Annotated in this window: 20 protein-coding genes and 1 riboswitch; of the genes, 8 read left to right on the forward strand and 12 right to left on the reverse strand. The window is 71.2% G+C overall.

The annotated features are described in order from the left end of the window. Position 1: 1 nt before the first annotated feature. From KUA19_RS13035 to KUA19_RS13045, 3 genes are all read right to left on the reverse strand, one after another. Positions 2 to 385 carry a nuclear transport factor 2 family protein gene (locus tag KUA19_RS13035; protein WP_217396221.1) on the reverse strand — a complete coding sequence of 128 codons (384 nt, stop codon included), beginning with the start codon at positions 383 to 385 and terminating at the stop codon, positions 2 to 4. 42 nt (positions 386 to 427) lie between these two features. Next, positions 428 to 1,414: a DUF2332 domain-containing protein gene (locus KUA19_RS13040; RefSeq protein WP_217396222.1), complete on the reverse strand. Its 987-nt coding sequence runs from the start codon at positions 1,412 to 1,414 to the stop codon at positions 428 to 430. Between the two features lie 91 nt (positions 1,415 to 1,505). Continuing rightward, positions 1,506 to 2,186, reverse strand: a complete 681-nt coding sequence (locus KUA19_RS13045; RefSeq protein WP_217396223.1) for a GOLPH3/VPS74 family protein — start codon at positions 2,184 to 2,186, stop codon at positions 1,506 to 1,508. Between the two features lie 131 nt (positions 2,187 to 2,317). Here KUA19_RS13045 and KUA19_RS13050 point away from each other — a divergent pair, with 131 nt between their 5' ends. Continuing rightward, positions 2,318 to 2,689, forward strand: coding sequence for an ankyrin repeat domain-containing protein (locus tag KUA19_RS13050; protein ID WP_217396224.1), 372 nt, complete (start codon positions 2,318 to 2,320; stop codon positions 2,687 to 2,689). Here KUA19_RS13050 and KUA19_RS13055 read toward each other — a convergent pair. Both KUA19_RS13055 and KUA19_RS13060 read right to left on the reverse strand, forming a co-directional pair. Next, positions 2,680 to 3,480 (reverse strand): HAD family hydrolase, encoded by an 801-nt coding sequence (locus KUA19_RS13055; RefSeq protein WP_217396225.1) that lies wholly within the window; start codon positions 3,478 to 3,480, stop codon positions 2,680 to 2,682. The two genes, KUA19_RS13050 and KUA19_RS13055, sit on opposite strands and share 10 nt — an antisense overlap. A 4-nt stretch (positions 3,481 to 3,484) precedes the next feature. After that, positions 3,485 to 3,862 carry an FKBP-type peptidyl-prolyl cis-trans isomerase gene (locus tag KUA19_RS13060; RefSeq protein ID WP_217396226.1) on the reverse strand — a complete coding sequence of 126 codons (378 nt, stop codon included), beginning with the start codon at positions 3,860 to 3,862 and terminating at the stop codon, positions 3,485 to 3,487. Between the two features lie 113 nt (positions 3,863 to 3,975). Between KUA19_RS13060 and KUA19_RS13065 the strand changes: the two genes are divergently transcribed. Next, entirely contained in the window at positions 3,976 to 4,512 is a 537-nt protein-coding gene (locus KUA19_RS13065; protein WP_217396227.1) for a DUF6817 domain-containing protein, read from the forward strand. Here the strand turns inward: KUA19_RS13065 and KUA19_RS42685 are convergent. Further along, a complete protein-coding gene (locus KUA19_RS42685; RefSeq protein ID WP_308167424.1) occupies positions 4,509 to 5,114 on the reverse strand; it encodes a GNAT family N-acetyltransferase in 606 nt (201 codons plus the stop codon). The genes KUA19_RS13065 and KUA19_RS42685 overlap by 4 nt on opposite strands. A gap of 87 nt (positions 5,115 to 5,201) precedes the next feature. After that, positions 5,202 to 5,283, forward strand: a riboswitch (ZMP/ZTP riboswitch). A gap of 12 nt (positions 5,284 to 5,295) precedes the next feature. On the opposite strand from KUA19_RS42685, the gene KUA19_RS13075 reads away from it, so the two are divergent. Together KUA19_RS13075 and KUA19_RS13080 are read left to right on the forward strand one after the other, a co-directional pair. After that, entirely contained in the window at positions 5,296 to 6,171 is an 876-nt protein-coding gene (locus tag KUA19_RS13075; RefSeq protein ID WP_217396229.1) for a bifunctional 5,10-methylenetetrahydrofolate dehydrogenase/5,10-methenyltetrahydrofolate cyclohydrolase, read from the forward strand. Between the two features lie 97 nt (positions 6,172 to 6,268). Continuing rightward, positions 6,269 to 7,072 (forward strand): hypothetical protein, encoded by an 804-nt coding sequence (locus KUA19_RS13080; protein WP_217396230.1) that lies wholly within the window; start codon positions 6,269 to 6,271, stop codon positions 7,070 to 7,072. A 250-nt stretch (positions 7,073 to 7,322) separates the two neighbouring features. Here the strand turns inward: KUA19_RS13080 and KUA19_RS13085 are convergent, their stop codons facing one another. From KUA19_RS13085 to KUA19_RS13100, 4 genes are all read right to left on the reverse strand, one after another. Next, on the reverse strand, positions 7,323 to 8,486 hold the full coding sequence (locus KUA19_RS13085) for a sporulation protein (RefSeq protein ID WP_217396231.1): 1,164 nt from the start codon (positions 8,484 to 8,486) through the stop codon (positions 7,323 to 7,325). A gap of 213 nt (positions 8,487 to 8,699) precedes the next feature. Next, complete coding sequence (locus tag KUA19_RS13090) at positions 8,700 to 10,211, reverse strand: DUF6297 family protein (RefSeq protein ID WP_217396232.1); 1,512 nt, start codon at positions 10,209 to 10,211, stop codon at positions 8,700 to 8,702. Further along, on the reverse strand, positions 10,208 to 10,849 hold the full coding sequence (locus KUA19_RS13095) for an ABC transporter ATP-binding protein (RefSeq protein WP_217396347.1): 642 nt from the start codon (positions 10,847 to 10,849) through the stop codon (positions 10,208 to 10,210). The genes KUA19_RS13090 and KUA19_RS13095 overlap by 4 nt, the downstream gene beginning before the upstream one ends. A 482-nt stretch (positions 10,850 to 11,331) precedes the next feature. Continuing rightward, positions 11,332 to 12,264, reverse strand: coding sequence for a hypothetical protein (locus KUA19_RS13100; RefSeq protein ID WP_217396233.1), 933 nt, complete (start codon positions 12,262 to 12,264; stop codon positions 11,332 to 11,334). A gap of 40 nt (positions 12,265 to 12,304) precedes the next feature. On the opposite strand from KUA19_RS13100, the gene KUA19_RS13105 reads away from it, so the two are divergent. Further along, complete coding sequence (locus KUA19_RS13105) at positions 12,305 to 12,772, forward strand: HIT family protein (protein ID WP_308167425.1); 468 nt, start codon at positions 12,305 to 12,307, stop codon at positions 12,770 to 12,772. 67 nt (positions 12,773 to 12,839) lie between these two features. Next, positions 12,840 to 13,268: an NUDIX domain-containing protein gene (locus tag KUA19_RS13110; RefSeq protein ID WP_217396234.1), complete on the forward strand. Its 429-nt coding sequence runs from the start codon at positions 12,840 to 12,842 to the stop codon at positions 13,266 to 13,268. 43 nt (positions 13,269 to 13,311) lie between these two features. Here KUA19_RS13110 and KUA19_RS44965 read toward each other — a convergent pair whose 3' ends face one another. Both KUA19_RS44965 and KUA19_RS13120 read right to left on the reverse strand, forming a co-directional pair. Next, a complete protein-coding gene (locus tag KUA19_RS44965; protein WP_217396235.1) occupies positions 13,312 to 13,905 on the reverse strand; it encodes a Clp protease N-terminal domain-containing protein in 594 nt (197 codons plus the stop codon). Next, the gene (locus KUA19_RS13120) at positions 13,905 to 14,141 is read right to left on the reverse strand and encodes a helix-turn-helix domain-containing protein (protein WP_217396236.1); all 237 of its coding nucleotides are present in this window, start codon (positions 14,139 to 14,141) and stop codon (positions 13,905 to 13,907) included. Before KUA19_RS13120 ends, KUA19_RS44965 begins: the two co-directional genes overlap by 1 nt. 146 nt (positions 14,142 to 14,287) lie before the next feature. On the opposite strand from KUA19_RS13120, the gene KUA19_RS43900 reads away from it, so the two are divergent. Continuing rightward, positions 14,288 to 15,982: an ArnT family glycosyltransferase gene (locus tag KUA19_RS43900; RefSeq protein ID WP_217396237.1), complete on the forward strand. Its 1,695-nt coding sequence runs from the start codon at positions 14,288 to 14,290 to the stop codon at positions 15,980 to 15,982. A gap of 31 nt (positions 15,983 to 16,013) precedes the next feature. Continuing rightward, a complete protein-coding gene (locus KUA19_RS13130) occupies positions 16,014 to 16,928 on the forward strand; it encodes a site-2 protease family protein (protein WP_217396238.1) in 915 nt (304 codons plus the stop codon). Positions 16,929 to 17,050 lie beyond the last annotated feature (122 nt).

The following is a 17,050-nucleotide window of genomic DNA, read 5'->3' on the forward strand; positions in this document are numbered from 1 at the left end:
CTCACCCGCATTCGGTGGCCTGCGACCACACCACCCGCCAGGGCGAGTCCGCCGCGGCCCGGCGGTAGCAGTCGGTGTGCCAGCACTGCAGCGGGCCCGGTTCCCGGCCCCCGACACCGATCTCGATGGCCGACCGGTAACGCAGGACCGCCAGGTCGCCGTCGGCCAGGACCTCGATCTCCGAGACGGGTTCGAACCTGCGGTAGTCGATCTCACCCGACAGGACGCCACCGACGTACTGCGCCTTCGACCATGCGCCGCCGCTGGGATGGATCAGGACGAAGTCCGGGTCGTGCAGCTGGTCGAGCACGTCCGCGTCCGCCTCGACCAACGCCGTCAACCGTGCGGTCTCAAGGTTCTTCAACGTCTGCGTGATCGAGGACATGGCGGTGAGGATACGGGCCCTGGCCCGGGTTGCGCCGCGTGGTCAGTCGAGCCAGGTCAGGGCCTGGCCGTGCGGCATCCCGAACGCGACCGGCCGCCCGTCGCGGGCCAGGACCGTACGGCCCGACGGGACCGGCACCGGCAGCCGCCCGGTGATCGCCGGCAGCACCCCGGGGGCCTCGTTGGACAGCCACACCGTGCCCGGCCTGCTCGCGACCAGGTCCGTCATCGTGGTGCAGAACCGGTCCCGGTCGGCGGGGCTGAGGTAGGCCAGCACCGCGGTGTGGAACACCACCAGCGTCGCGTCGTCGGGCGCCTGCGCGACCAGGTCGGGCAGGGCGTCGTTGAGGTCGGCGCGGACCAGCAGCGGCGGGTCGGCCGCGGCGATCGCGGCGGCGGCGCTCAGCCGGTCGCGGCGGGCGGTGTGCTCGGGCCAGATCAGCGCCCGCAGCCACGCCACGTCGTCGGGGTCGGTGACGTCCAGGGGGTTCAGGTCGATACCGGCCCGCCACACCACCGGCGGAACCGCCTGCGGGACCGGTACCGGGCCGCTGGTGACACATTCGATGACCGGCCCGGCCGGGTCGCCGATCGGGGCACGGCCGTCGTAGGCGAACGCGTACCGGTCCGGGTACAGGCACAGGCCCGCCGAAGCGCCGACCTCCAGCAGCGCCAGCGGCTGCGGCAGGTCCGCGAGCGCGGGCAGCAGGATCGCGGTGCGGGCGGCCTCGTTGGTCTGGGTGGTGCGGGTCAGCATCTGGTCGCGTACGGCGTCCCAGTGCGCCACCAGCCAGGCGCGCATCGTCAGGTAGTCGTCGATCGGGCCGCCGAGCAGCCGGACCACGCCCAGCAGCAGGTTCGGTTGGCGCCGAGGCAGCGGCAGGGTGCCGATCAGGGCCAGGACCTCGGCGTCTGCGGCCACGCCCAGGCACAGCTGTTCGTAGACGGGGGACACGCCGGCGCATTCCAGCGTCGCGAACGCGCGGTAGGTGTCGGCCAGTGCCACGTCGGTGTGGGGGATTCCCTGCATGCCGTCACGTTAGAACGGGTGCCGCCCCGCGCGCACCGTGTCCGACCTCACCTGTCGATCATGACCGGCCGGGCGGCGGTGCCGGGCTCGCTCAGGAGGCCGAGACGGCGGCGGTGGGGGAGGACGCGGCACCGCCGGTGATCGCGGCCATGACCGCCATGTTCATCGCGTACACCACCTTGGCCACCGCCGGGCCGCACCATTCGCCCTCGGTCAGCTCCGCGATCCGGTGCCGCAGATTGTCGCGGTTGATCTCCGGGAACAGGTGCCGGTCCAGCAGCAGCGTGTGCGCCAGCGCCAGCAGGCTCACCGACTGCCGGTCGGGTGCGGCCATCCGGTTCACCACCTGCCGCAGGTGCGTGATCAGCTCCTTCTCCACCACCGTGTCCCGTTCGGGGTAGCGGCGGCGGTGGAACACCCCCAGCACCGCATGATCCTCACGGACCATGATCCCGCGTTCGACGAGGCGTTCCAGCAGCGCCTCCCGGTGGCGGGGGCTGGCCAGGTGGTAGATCCACCAGTCGGGCGTGTGGTAGCGGGTCGTCTCGGTCGCGATCCGGGCCAGCGACGCGTCCAGTACCGGGTCGCCGGTCGGAGTCGGGTCGCTCACCTCGAGATGGCCGTGGTTGAGGACCAGCTTGCCGGCGTAGGACAGGGTCAGCAGGATCGCGCCTTCGACGCCGCAGTCGAGCTGAGCTGTGTTCAGCAACGGCCGCCCCGACACGTCGTCATAACTGAGCAGGACGAGTTGCTCTGCCAATGACAGCTCCATGCATCCCAGTCTAGGTAGATTGCCACCGTTTTCAGCTACTCTCCGGGCGTACCGTGCCACCGAACCTGCGCGGGCCCGAGTCGAGCACGTAAGCGGTGGCCACCCGGTCGCCCAGCGGCGATGCTGGACCGGTGACCGACGACCCCGGACCTGCCGCGAACCTGTTCGCCCTGGCCCGTAACGGCGACACCGCCGCCCTGGCCGCGCACCTCGACGCCGGGATGCCCGCCGACCTGGCCAACGGCCGCGGCGACACCCTGCTGATGCTCGCCGCCTACCACGGCCACCCGGCCACCGTCGCCGAACTGCTGGCCCGCGGCGCCGCCGCCGACCAGATCAACGAACGCGAGCAGACCCCCCTGGCCGGGGCCGTGTTCAAAGGCCACGCCGAGGTCGTACGGGTGCTGCTGGCCGCCGGCGCCGACCCCGACGCGGGCAGCCCCTCGGCCCGGCAGGCCGCCGCCATGTTCGGCCGCGACGACCTGCTCGCCGGTCAGCCGTAGAGCCGCTCCAGCACCTGCGCGACCCCGTCGTCGTTGTTGCTGGCCGTGTGCCGGGCCACCTGCGCCAGCACCCGAGGATGGGCGTTGGCGACCGCGTACGCCGTACCGGCCCACGCCAGCATCGGCAGATCGTTGGGCATGTCCCCGAACGCCACCACCCGCGACGCGTCCACGCCCCAGCGGCCGCACACCACCGCCAACGTCCCGGCCTTGGTCACCCCGGCGGCGCTGATCTCCAGCAGGCCCCGCCCGCCCGAATGGGTGCACTCGACGTCCGGCAACGCCGCCGACAGCACCTCCCACGCCGTGTCCACGGCGTCCTCGTGCGCAGGCGACCACACCAGCAGCTTCACCACCGACTCCGCGGCCGCCCACAGCTGCTCCCGCGACCCGACATCGACCCGATGCGGATCACCGCCGAACGCCCGCCGGAACCCCGGCCCGCACAGGACCTGCCGGCCGGTCTCCACCGCAAACGTGGCACCGGGCAGCACCACGTCCACCACCTGCGCGCACCTTTGCGCCACCGCCACCGGCAGCGGCCCGACGACCTCGTGTGCGCCGACCTCCCGGTCGTAGACGACCGCGCCGTTGGCGCACACCGCCAACCCGTCCACGCCCGCGTGTCCGACCAGCAGATCCACGAAACGCGGCGGGCGGGCGGTGACCACGACGACCCGGGCCCCACCCGCCTTGGCCAGCCGCAACGCCCCGACCGTACGCGCCGACAACACACCACCGGTGCCCAGCAGCGTCCCGTCGAGGTCGACCGCGACAACCTCAGGCCTCATCCGGTCACGGAATGATGTCCAGCAGGTCCACCACGAAGATCAGCGTCTCACCGGGCTTGATCGCCCGGCCCGCGCCACGGTCGCCGTAGCCCAACTTCGCCGGGATCACCAACTTGCGGCGGCCACCCACCCGCATCCCGGCCACACCCTGGTCCCAGCCGGCGATGACCTGCCCGCGACCCAGCCGGAAATCGAACGAAGAACCGCGGTTCCACGACGCGTCGAACTCCTCCCCGGTCGAGAACGACACCCCCACGTAGTGCACCACCACATGGTCACCGGCACCGGCCTGCTGGCCCTCACCCACCACCAGGTCGGTGATCTCCAGCTCGGTCGGCGGGGCACCCTCAGGGAACTCAATCATCGGTTTGCTCAAGGTCATAACGGCCATCCTAGGGCCGCCCCACCCCGCCCGAACCGGCACCGCCCGAACCGCCGATGACATCGGACACAAGCCGCTGCCGCCGACCCGCCACCACACCTACCGTCGCCATCATGACCACACCCCGAGACGACGCCCTGACGCTGCTGCACGACCGGGGCGCGCACCACATCGAACACCCCGGCGGCACCCTCCACACACACCTGGTCCGGGTCCACGACCGGCTGCTCGCCCTCGGCCTGACCGAACACGTCGCCCTCGCCGGACTCACCCACGCCGCATACGGCACCGACGGCTTCGCCCACGCCCTGCTGGCCACCACCGAACGCGACCTGCTGCGCGCCACCGTCGGCGCCGAAGCCGAACAGCTCGTCCACCACTACGGCGGCTGCGCCCGCAAACCCACCTGGCCACACCTGACCACCACCGGCCTGTGGCACAACCGGTTCGACGGCAGCGCCCGCCGGCTGCCCGCCGACACCCTGCGCGACCTGCTCGACCTGACCATCGTCAACGAACTCGACGTCTGCGAGCAGTCCCCGGACACCGCCGCCCGCCACGGCGAGCACCTGCGCGACCTGTTCACCACCTGGACCGCGCTGGCCTCACCGCGGGTCAGCGCCGAAGCCCGACGGGTCCTGGGCGGCTAGGGACGGCCCCGGTGCCGGGCCCACTCCGGCGCCAGGATCGACATCACCGTCGCGTCGATCCACTGCCCGTCGAACCGCAACGCGTCGCGCAGCACACCCTCGGCCACGAAACCGACCTTCTCGTACACCCGCCGCGCCCGCGGATTGAACGCGAACACCTCCAGCGAGATCCGGTGCAGGCGCAGCTGCTCGAACCCGTACCCGATGAACATCCGGATCGCCTCGGTGCCCAACCCCCGGTCGCGGCCACCGGGACCGATCAGCGTGCGGAAGGTGCAGCACAGGTTGTCGGGATCCCACTTGTTCAGCACCATCTCCCCGACGCACTCGCCGCCGGCCAGGTCCACCACCGCCAGGTCCAGCCGGTCGGTCTGGGCGTTGCGGGTCGTGTACCACTCCCGCAGCCGCTTCTCCCGCGTCGGGTCGTCCGGCTCCGGCTCCTGCCGCGAACTGGTCACACTGCCGGTCAGCCGCGCCACCTCCGGGTCGCGCAGCGCCGCCCGCAAGCCAGGGAAGTCCGACTCCTGGAACGGCCGCAGCAGCACCAGCCGCCCGGTCAGAGTCGGTTTGACGGAGAAGTCAGGAACTGGATGGTCACCCACCAGGCGATGGTGAACAACACACGCCCCGAACGCAAACCCAAAACGTGCCAGCACGTGCCAGACCCGCCGACAGCACCCGATAGGCTGGCAGCCGACAGCGACTGGCGGCACAGGGTGGAACCGACCACCGGGGAGCCTCTCGCGGAAGCCGACCGCCTGGGCGTCCGCACGGAGGACCACCGTGCCCGACACCGCCACGACCACCGCCCGGCTGCTGCCCGGCGGGCCCGTCGCGCAAGCCGTCAACACCGACACCGCCGCCCGCGCCGCCGCCCTGGCCGCCCGCGGCATCACCCCGAGCCTGGCCACCATCCTCGTCGGCGACGACGACGCCAGCGCCGGCTACATCCGCATCAAGCAGCAGCAGGCCACCGCCCTGGGTTTCGCGTCACCGCACACCCACCTGCCCGCCACCGCCACCCAGGCACAGGTCGAAGCCGCCGTCGCCGCCTACAACGACGACCCCGCCGTGCACGGCATGCTCATCCAGTACCCCATCCCCGGCCACCTCGACTACACCGCCGCCCTGGCCGCGATGGACCCCGACAAGGACGTCGACGGCATGCACCCGGTCAACATGGGCCGCCTCGCCCTCGGCGTGCCCGGACCACTGCCGTGCACCCCCGCCGGAATCGAAGCCCTGCTGGCCCACTACGACATTCCCGTCGCCGGCCGTGAAGTCGTCATCCTCGGCCGCGGCGCCACCCTCGGCCGCCCCCTGGCCATGCTTTTGGCCCAGAAACGGCCCACCGCCGACGCCGCCGTCACCGTCGTGCACACCGGCGTCAAAGACTGGCCGCGCTACACCCGCCGCGCCGACATCCTCGTCGCCGCCGCCGGCGTACCCGGCATCATCCAGCCCGAACACGTCAAACCCGGTGCCGTCGTCATCGGTGGCGGCGTCCGTTACGAAGGCCGCCGCATCCTGCCCGACGTCGACGAAACCTGCGCCGACGTCGCCGGCGCCATCACCCCCCGCGTCGGCGGCGTCGGCCCCACCACCGTCGCGATGCTGTTCCGCAACGCCGTGGCCGCCGCCGAGAAAGCCACCGCCTGACCAGACGGAAAGGGGGGCACCCACCCGAGGTGCCCCCACCACCGGCACCCGGGCAAACCACTGGACCGGCACCGCCACGCCGCGATCCAATCGCCCCGTGCACACATCACCACCGCCACCGCAGGTCCTGGCCGCGTTCGGCACCAGCAGCACACCGGCCCCGCTACCGGGCGGCCAAGGACACACCTGGCTCGCCGGGACCGTCGTGCTCAAACCCGTCGAACTGCCCGCCGAACACGAGTGGATCGCCGCGACGCTCGCCACCATCCCCGACACACCCCGGCTGCGCCTGGCCCGGCCCATACCCGCCACCGACGGCACCTGGACCCACCAAGGCTGGCAAGCCTGGCGGCACCTGCCCGGCCACCCCGACCACCGCCGCGTCGACGAAACCCTCACCGCCGGACAGCTGCTCCACCAAGCCCTGGCCGACCTGCCCCGCCCGGCGTTCCTCGACCACCGCGACAACCCCTGGACCTACGGCGACCGCGTCGCCTTCGACGAACTACCCGTCCCCGCAGACGCCCCCATGGCCGGGCTGCTGCAGCAGCTCGCCGCCGAACGGCACCCGATCGACCTGCCCAGCCAGCCCGTACACGGCGACCTGCTCGGCAACGTCCTGTTCGCCCCAGGGCTGCCACCGGCCGTCATCGACTGGCCCGTCTACCACCGGCCCGCCGACTGGGCCCTGGCCGTCACCGTCACCGACGCCATCACCTGGTACGACGCACCCGTCGACCTGATCAGCCGCCACCAGCACCGGCCCGCATGGCGGCAACTGGTCATCCGTGCCCTCATCTACCGCATCGCCACCACCGCCGGCCGCCACCACGCCGGACTGGCCACCACCGACCACACCGCCGACTACCGGCCCGTCGTCGACCTGGTCCTCGACAGCTGACCGACAACGCGAGACACCCCGTTCGACACCCGTATCGGTGATGCTCGATGTGGATGGGTTGAGCTGCCTCAGTGTGCGGCCACGGGGGCTTTTCTCCGGTGGCCGGTCCTGGGCGGCGCTGAGCGGACAGGGGAGGCCCCTCGGATGAAGATCATCGCGTTGTCCTGCACGCAGAAGCGTCTCAAGGACCGACAAACACAGCAAAAAACAGGGGGGTGCCGGTAACCGGCACCCCCACGACATCAGACGGTCAGAAGTCGCCGCCCCCGAAATCCCCGCCGCCGAAATCGTCGAAACCGCCACCATCGAAACCGGCATAGTCCGCGTCCGCCGCACCAGAGCCGTAATCGGCGAAGTCAGCCGCACCCGGGTCGTCGAACCCCGACGCATCCGACACATCCGGCGTGAACGCGTCACTGATCATGTCACCGATCACCATGCCACCCAGGAACCCCAACGCGGCACCACCGACACCGGCCGCCACCGCACCAGCCACACTCGGCCGCCCGTGATAGCCGCCATACTTGTACCCGCCGTACCCGTGCCCGCCATAGGCATACCCCGGCCGGCCGTAACCCGGCTGACCATACCCAGGCTGGCGCCCATACGGCTGCTGCGGCAACGGCGGCTGCTGCAGAAACGCCCCCGGCGCCGCCTGCCCCGGCTGCGACAACCGCTCCAACGCCGTGGTCACCCACCGATCGACCTCCGCGACCCAACCGCCATCAGCGGTCAACCGCTCCACCTCGGCAGACGACAGGTGATGCCGATCCGCGGCACCCGGCCGCGACGTAAGCTCCGCCAACACCAGCACCGTCGCGTCCACCGCCGAGAACGTGAACGTCAACTGCGGAATGTGCGGACCCGCCGGCTGCCCCTCCGGCACCGGCGCATAGAACGTCACCGCCTGCGCGAACGGCACCGGCAACCCCTGGAACGCCCCCGGCCGCAACTCATTGCGCACAAACCGGCAGCCGATGGTCCCCAACGCGTCCATGACATGCTGCTGCACCGGCGACGCGTCCACCCGGACCGGGTCGAAGTCACCCTTGGCGCTACCCGCCGCCACCGACACCTGGGTCCGCACCCCGACACCCACCCCAGGCAGCACCTGCCCATACAGCAGCGTGAACGGCACCGTCGAGGCCACCGGCACCGAGAACGGCAGCGACCGCACCTCACCCGAAGGCACCCGCAGGCTCCCCGCCACCTGGAACCGGGCCAGCTCCGCCTCACCACCAGCCGACGACGCCACCAGCAACAACGTGATCCCGGTGATGTCGGTATCCGACTTCGCCCGCAGATTCACCTGCCCCGCCAACACACCCCCGGCCACCACAGACTGCGGCGACAGCACCGTGTCGACCTCCACCCCGCCGAAACCCAACCCGGCGAGCAGCTTCTTGAACACCATCCCAGAGCCCTTCGGTGGTACGCGCAACGACCAGGTCACCATCGTGGCGCATCCCCGCCACACCCGGCGCACCGTAACAGCCGCGCCTGCACGAAACCTGCAAACAACCCAACCCCACGCACAGCCGCGCGTCCCGCGACAGCCGCGCCGACGGAGCCAAGGTCCGGCCACACCACGACCCGACTGAGCGCCGACGAATCCCACCGCCGAACCTCACCCACGACCCCGACGAGACCCAGCCCGGACCCACCCCCACACCACCACCGCACCGACCAGCACCTGCACCCCGAACAACAACACCCGGTCGCCCGACCCACCCGACCACACCCACACCGACGGCAGCCCACCAGCCACCACCACATCCCAGCCCGTCACCCACCACACGATCCAACCCGTCGGCACCCACGACCCCGACTGCGGCATCACCACCGGCACCGACGCATGATCCACCCACCCCCGCCCCGCCAACCGCAGCACACCCACCGCCAACACCGGGGCCACCGCCACCCCGAACACCAGCCACCACCACGACCCCCACACACCCACCGCCACCAACACCGCCGAAGCCGCAACCAGCCACCCCGCGGCCAACACCCCCGGCAGCACCAACCGCGCCGAGGCCACCGCCACACCACCCACCCCGAACAGCCGCCCCAACACCGCACTGCCCGCATCACGCCGTACCCCCGACGCACCCGCGCTCGCGGCCGACACCGCACCCGCCAGCAGCACCCCGGCCACCAGCAGCCGCAGCCCACCGACCGCGACCGCCAACACCCCTGGCACCGCCGCCCCCACCAACGACACCACCAGCCGGTGCGGCCGACGCCCCAGCATCCGCCAGTCCTGCCACGCCGGCGCCGCCCACACCGGCAACCAACCCGGCCACGGCCGCGACCGCAGCACCCGCCCCCGCCAGAACCCGTCCTCGACCACCCGCGACACGAACGACGGCTCCAACCCCACCGCCGCGTCCGTCACCACACCCCACCGCACCGACGCCGCCAACACCGCACCCGCCGGAAACACCGCCAGCCGCCACCACACCAGCGCCGCCACCACCAGCGCCGCCACCACCAACGCGGCCACCGCCACCACCAGCAGCCCCGGCCCGGACACCACCAGAGACCCGGCCCCGGACCACCCCGACCAGCCGGGCCACACCGCCGCCGCCGACCCGAACCCCACCGCCGCGACACCGGCCCCGACCGCCACCCGGCGCACCAGCGCACCCAGCCTGGCCGCCTGTGCCAGCACCGACAACCCGGCCACGCACACAGCCACCGCCGCACCCACCAGCGCCGCCACCCCGACCGGCCCCCACCCGTACGCGGGCAGACCCGCCGCCCAGCGCACCAGCACCCCACCCAGCCCACCCACGACCACCGCGAGCGCACCCACCACCGCCACCGCACGCGTCAACACCGCGCGCCGGTCCAGGGGCGACAGCACCAACCAGTAGGCGTCAGCGGGGGACAACGCCACCGGCCCCACCGCGAGCGCCACCGCGACCAACGCGGCCCCACCCGCCGCCACCAGCGACAACAACGCCGCCGCCCGATAGGGCGGCAACGGCGGCACCGACCGCCCCAACACCTCACCCAACGGGCCACCCACCAGCAGCGACCCGATCACCACCGCCGCGAGCAGCAGATACCAGTCAGTCCAGCCCGGTCGCCGTCTGCCCGCACGCACCAGCGCCCGGACCTGCCCGACCGAACTCATCCCGCCACCACCGCAGCCGACAGGCGCCCCTGCGACATCGACAGCATCCGCGCCCCGGACCCCACCGCCAGCCCAGGATCATGTGTGGCCACCACCACCGTGCCCCCACCGTCGGCGTACGCCCGCAGCATCCCCGCGACCACCCCACGGAACCGCTGATCCAGCTTCCGTTCCGGCTCGTCCAGTAGCAGCAGCCGACTCGGGCGCACCCACACCGCCGCCAGCGCCAACCGCTGCCGCTGACCCGACGACAACGTCAACGGCGACGCGTCGGCATGCCCCACCAGCTCAAACAGTTCCAGTACCTCGGCCACCGACGCCAACGGCTCGGCCAGCGGCTCATGCGTCAACCGGACGAGGTCCAAGTGCTCGCGGGCGGTCAGCCCCGGATACCAGGCGGGCTCCTCGGCGACCAGGCCGACGGCGCGCCAGAACCCGGGCCCTGCGTCGGGCGGCGCACCCCACACGGAGATCGTTCCGGCGGTGGGGGAGAGCAGCCCGGAAAGGCACCGCAGCAGCGTCGACTTGCCGGTGCCGTTCACTCCGGACAACGCGACGATCTCACCCTCGTCGACGGTCAGATCCAAACGGTCCAGGACCGTACGCGACCCCAGCCGCACCGACACACCAGAAGCCATCACAGCCGACACCGCGCCACGGTAGCCGAACCGGTCCGGGTGCTGCCCGGCGCATCGAGCGCGGGCACGACCATCCCGGTTAATTACAGGATTGCGATTATCGGTAATCCAATAATCAAAAAACGGCTCCAGGACGGGAATCTCGCTCATAAATTAGCAACACCATAATGACAGTTATGTTGTGACTAAGATTTACGGCTTCCGGACCGGGTCGAACCAGTCCGGTGAGCCGCGGATCCGGTGGGAGGACTCGAAAACGTCGGTGAGACACCGCGCGGCGGCGCCAGCGGGCGTCCAGAACCCCGGTGTCCGAAGTGCTCCCCGGGTGCCGAGCGAACCAGGATGATCCGAATGCTGACCCGCGCCTCACATATGCCCTCTGACCTGCGCAAACGCCCTGAGAGCCCCGCTGAGCCACGTTTGTGGCCAGGTCTGATGTCGGAGGTGGACGCAAAAGGCCTGGAAGACAGGTCTGCGCGGTTCTAGCGGGCGTACCGGCGGATGCCGCCCCGCCCGTCGGGCTGCAGCCATGTCCCGTCGCCGACCAGATCGACGTCGTAGAGGTCGTCGACCTCCACCTGCCAGCGGCCGAGCACTTCCCGAGCCGAGACGTCGACCAGGTGGTGCTCGAACCATTCGTCGCCGGTGTCCTCGTCCTCGCCGTACAGGACCACGACGGCGGTGCGGTCGTCCAGGTAGCCGCCCGTCCACTCGACCACGGCCTCTTCACGCCGCTCGCCGAAGTCGGCCGGCGTCAACCGGAACAGTTCGACGCTGTCCGGGTACGTGTGGAACGAGACGTTCTCCTGGAGTCCGTGGTCGACGGTCATGAAGGTCGCGCCGTCTGGCGCCATGCCGATCAGGCAGCGGTCGCGCCACGGGAACTCGTGCACCTCGAGCCGGTCGGCGTCGAGCCGACAGCGCAGCAGGACCACTCCGTCCTGCCCCTCCCCTATATCGATGATCATCTCGCCGCCGGGATGTGGCTCGAGACCGGCGCCATGTCCGGCGCTCGGTACCGCCGCCTGCGCCAGCACGACACCCCCGGCGTCGACGACCATGATCCGGTCGGTTCGGGACCGGTGGGTCATGGCGTCGGGTACGTACACCCACAGCCGTTCGCCGTCGGTTTCGAAGGCGCACGACGTATAGGCGCCGCCGTGGTTGCCGTTGGGACGGCCTAATTCGAGTCGCCAGCGGACAGTGCCGTCGGCGTCGAGGCGGACCACCTCGGCCTCCGTCGCGTACGCCAGGCCGTGCAGAGCCGGGTGGGTCGCGTGCCCGTGCAGCTTGTCGATCGGCTGCGGTGGGGTGACGGTCAGCGTGGGGGCGAGTGGCGTGCCGACGCGATGACGTGCCAGGTCATAGAGGTGGAAGGCGCCTTCGACGTAGCGGCTCTGGACGAGGTTGGTCACCGGGGTGACTCTAGTGGTCGGTCTCCCCCTTGGAGTGAGCGTGTACAACCACCGACCCGACGGCTACCGATGTCCGTTCTGCCTGCTGGTCGCCGGTGGTGGCGACGAACTGAGCGGTCCGCCGGACGTCGTCCGGCGCACGGCGACGGCTGTCGCGCTGATCTCACCACGGTGGTGGCCGCACAACCATGGCCATGTCCTGGTGGTGCCCACCGCGCACGTCGAGAATCTGTACGACCTGCCGCCGCGATACGGCCACGGGGTGCACGACCTGGTGCGGGAGGTGGCGATCGCGATCCGTGCGACCTACGGGTGTGCGGGCACCTCGGTGCGTCAGCACAACGAACCCGCGGGCAACCAGGACGTGTGGCACCACCACGTGCACGTGTTCGCCCGGTACGCCGGTGACGACCTGTACCGGCTCCCGCCGTTGCCGGGCTACGCGTCGGCCGAACAGCGGCTGCCGTATGCGCGTCGACTGCGGGCCTACTTCGACACGGCGGGCTGACCGGCGGGATTTCGCTGGCCTGATGCGGTCCGGGCGGTCAGTCTGGACGCGGCGAAGGGCGGTGGGCATGGCGCGGCGAAGGGCGGCGGCGGTGATCGTACGGGACGGGCATGTGCTGATGGTGCGCGAGCGGGGACGGGGTCCGTTGGGGCGCCATGACGGGGTGGAGTACTGGACGTTGCCCGGCGGTGGGATCGCGTCCGGCGAGTCGGCCGAGGACGCGGTGGTCCGGGAGGTGGCCGAGGAGGTCGGGTTGACGGTGGTGTCGGTGCGGCACCTGGCGGACCTGCCGTTCCCGTCGGGGCCGACGGCGGTGTTCGCGGTCGAGGTGGCGCCGGGTGAGCCGGTGTTGGGTGCGGAGGACTACGGCTGTGACTGTCCGATGATGGTGGGCCTGGACTGGGTTCCGTTGCCGCAGGTGGTGCCGTGGTCGGGCGGGTTCCCGATCGCGCCGATGATCGTGGCGTGGCCGGTCGGGGGTGTCGCCGAGGGCTGAGTGTGCGGTGGTCGCGGCGCCGGCTGCCGCGACGGGTCGCTGTTCAGCTGGCCGGTCCGCTGCGTTCGGCGATGGCGGTCTCGGTGCTGCGGCGCAGCTCGCGCAGGTCCACTCCGGCGTCGGTGAGGACTTTGGCGGCCAGGCCTTGTTGCTCGCGGATGATGCCGAGCAGCAGGTGTTCGGTGCCGATGTGGTTGTGGTGCAGGCGGATGGCTTCGCGTAGGGCGAGTTCGAGGACGACCTTGGCGCGGGGGCCGAAGCGGCCGGTTCGTGGTTCGGTGCGGCGGCCGAACAGGCCGCGTTTGGGTTTGGGTGGTGCGGGGTCGAGGGCGCCTGGGCCGAAGGTCTCTTCGAGTCTGGTGCGGACGGCTTCGAGGTCGATGCCGATGGCTTCGAGGGCGGCGACGTCGCCGGGGCCGAAGGGTGCGATGGTGCCGACGAGGCGGGTGACGGCGGCGGTGGTGGTGGCGTGGTCGAGTCCGGCGGTGGTGAGGATTTCGTAGGCGGTGCCGGACTCGGGGCGTAGCAGGGCGAGTAGTAGGTGTTCGGTGCCGATCTGGGGGTGGCCGAGTTGTCTGGCTTCGGTGCGGGCGGCCAGGACGGTGGTGCGGGCGGCGGTGGTGAATCGTTCGAGCATCATTTGTCCCGTCGGTCGGTGTCGGGCCAGCGGCCGGCGTGTTTCTTGTGGACGGCCTGGCGGCTGACTTCGAGTGCGTCGGCTATTTCCTGCCAGGACCAGCCTTGTTTGCGGGCGTTGCCGACCTGCAGGATTTCGAGGGTTTCCAGTAGGCGGCGTAGGGCGAGCACCGCGCGTAGGCCGGTTCCGGGGTCGGGGCTGCCTGCGGCGGCGGCCAGTTTGGTGGCGTCGCTCATGGTGTCAATGTAGGTTGACAGCACGGCCCTGTCAACTCAAGTTGACGAACTCTGATGGGATAAATATCACCGTATACAGCGTTCGGCTCCGTTTTATCCGTTATCTGGGTGGTGTTGCCCGACCCTCGAAGCACTGGACGGAACGAATGAAGCTGGCCCTGCCCGGCCGCCTGCGACCACCGCTGTCCCGCCTGCGGCTGCCTCGCCTACGCCCGCCGCGGCTGCGTACCGTCGTCGACCTGAGCCTGTGGGGGGTGGTCGCCGCGGTCGTGTTCTTCACCTTCCGCCACCGGCTGCTGCACTCCCCCGGCCAGGTCCTCGACAACGACGACGGCATCTACTGGCAGACCGCCCTGGCCGTGGCCGACGGGCACAAGCCGTACTCGGAGGTGTTCCACGCCCAACCGCCGCTGTTCGCGTGGCTGCTGGCGCAGCCGTTCCACTGGCACGCCGACGACCTGGCCGCCGGTGAGCTTGCCGGCCGGTGGCTGATGGTCGGGTTCGCGCTGCTGCTGGTCGTGGCGGTGGCCGGGATCGCGGCGACCGTGCGCGGGCCGCGAGCCGGGATGCTCGCGGCGCTGGGGGTCGCCGCGGTGCCGCTGATCCAGCTGTTCAGTTACCAGTTCGGCGCGGACGTGCCGACCGCGGCACTGGGCGGGATGGCGCTGCTGTGCGCGCTGCGGGCCCGGATCTGCTCGCGGCGGTGGGCGCGATGGTGGTGGTTGGGCGCCGGGGCGATGCTGGCACTGGCGGTGCTGGTGAAGTTGATGGCGATCGTGTTCGTGCCGCCGCTGCTGGTGGCGTGGCTGGTGTCGCGGCCGCTGCACCGGCCGGGCACCGAGCAGGCCCAATCGCCGTGGCGGCAGGACAATCCAAGGCGGTGGCGGGCGGCGGCGCTGGCGTGGCTGCGGCGTACTGCTGCAGCCGGGGCGTGGCTGGGGCTGGGCTTCGCCGCGACGGTCGCCGGGGTGCTGGTGTGGCTGTCGCCGCCGAAGCAGGCCTGGGACCAGGTGTTCGGGTTCCATGTGGCGGCCGCCGAGCACCGGCCCGCGCCGGACCTCGTCGGGTTCGTGACCTCGGGTGGGCCGTACGCAATGCCGCTGCTGGTGGCGACCGGGGTCGCGGCGCTGGTGGCGGTGTGCTGGCCCGCGGGGGTGGTGCGCCGGACCGGGGTCGTGGCGCTGGTGCTGTGGGCGGGCGCGGTGGTGCCGTTCGAGTACCTGCACCACCCCACGTTCAAGCACCATCTGCCGATGTTCATGGGGGCGTGGGCGGCGGTGCTGGCCGTGGCGGTGGCGAGCCTGTGGTCGGGGTTGCGACTGCGGCGGCTGGGCGCGGTGACGGCCGCGGTGGTGCTGGCCGGGGCGTGGGCGTGTGTGTGGCAGGCCCGCAACCGGGAGATCGGGCCGTACCCGACGCCGACGGCGGTGGAGGCGTGCGTGCGGCGGCTGCCGCACGACCTGCGGGTGGTCACCGACGACCAGGAAATGATCTCGCGGGCCGGGCTGCGTACCGTGCCGTGGCTGGCCGACACCTCGCACGTGCGGCTGGACTCCGGGCGGCTGTCCGATGCGGAGGTGATCGCCGCGGCCAAGGCCGCCGACGCGGTGTTCCTGTCCACGGGGCGGTTGAAGAAGCGGCCGGATGCGGTCACGTGGATCCGCGAGCACTATCCGGTGCTGTACCGCAGTGGGAAGTACGAGTTGTACGTACGTGACCGGGAGCTGGTGGCGTGGTGTGTGGGCAAGGTGGGGGCCCCGGCGCAGGTGCTGTTCGAGCCGAAGCCGCAGGTTCCGGCGCCGACGGCGCCGGGCGCGGGCGCCGACGGCGCGGGAACCTGATCGGGTCGGGGGTCGGGTAGCCTTGCGCGCTATGAGCAGACCGGCAGGAGACGCTGAGGACCCGCTTGACCGGCTGGCGGCCGAAGAGGACTGGACGAAACGGGTCCGGGACGTGGAGAACGAGGTCGTGCGGGGGCGGCGGATGCGGGCGCTGCGTCCGTCGCGGCTGGGTCGGTCGGGGCGTTCGGGTGAGCGGGGTGGTATCTCGCTGCTGTTCCTGGCGCTGGTGGCGGTGACGGTCGGCACCGGGGTGCTGATGTGGACGGGCGTCGGCCCGGCGGGGCCGCTGGTGTTCGTGTTCACGCTGGCCGGTTGGCTGGTGACGTTGTGTCTGCACGAGTTCTCGCACGCGCTGGCGGCGCACCGCGGCGGTGACCACACGGTGGTGGAGAAGGGGTATCTGCGGCTTGATCTGCGCCGGTATGGCCATCCGGTGCTGACGTGGGTGCTGCCGCTGCTGTTTTTGGTGATGGGCGGGCTGCCGCTGCCCGGTGGGGCGGTGCTGATCGAGACGCACCGGCTGCGGAACAGGTTCCGGGATTCGCTGGTGTCGGCGGCCGGGCCCGCGATCAACGTGGCCGCGGCGGTGCTGCTGCTGTTCGTGGCGGGCACGTTCGGGCCGTTCTTCGTGTTCGACGCCCCGCCCGCGCAGGCGGTGTTCTGGGGTGCGCTGACGTTGATGGCGTATCTGCAGGTCGCGACGGCGTTGCTGAACCTGTTGCCGGTGCCGGGCCTGGACGGGTACGGGATCATCGAGCCGTACCTGCCGCCGAACGCGCGCCGTACCGGGGAGAGGATCAAACCGTTCGGGCTGATCCTGGTGTTCGTGCTGCTGTACGTGCTGCGGGGCCCGTTCGGTGAGCTGACCTCGTTCATCATGCACGCGTCCGGGGCGCCGATCAACGGTGCTTTCTACGGGTTCATGCTGTTCCGGTTCTGGCAGTAGCGTCTCGACCGGGCGGCGGGTGCGGGTCGGCTGACCGGTGGAAGCGATGCTCGACGCGGCGCGGCTAGGCTGCGCCGCGTCAGGGTCCGCCGCTCCGGGCCGCGGTCTGTCGTGGACGAAAG

It is taken from the genome of Catellatospora tritici, assembly GCF_019083965.1.
Lineage (GTDB): Bacteria > Actinomycetota > Actinomycetes > Mycobacteriales > Micromonosporaceae > Catellatospora > Catellatospora tritici.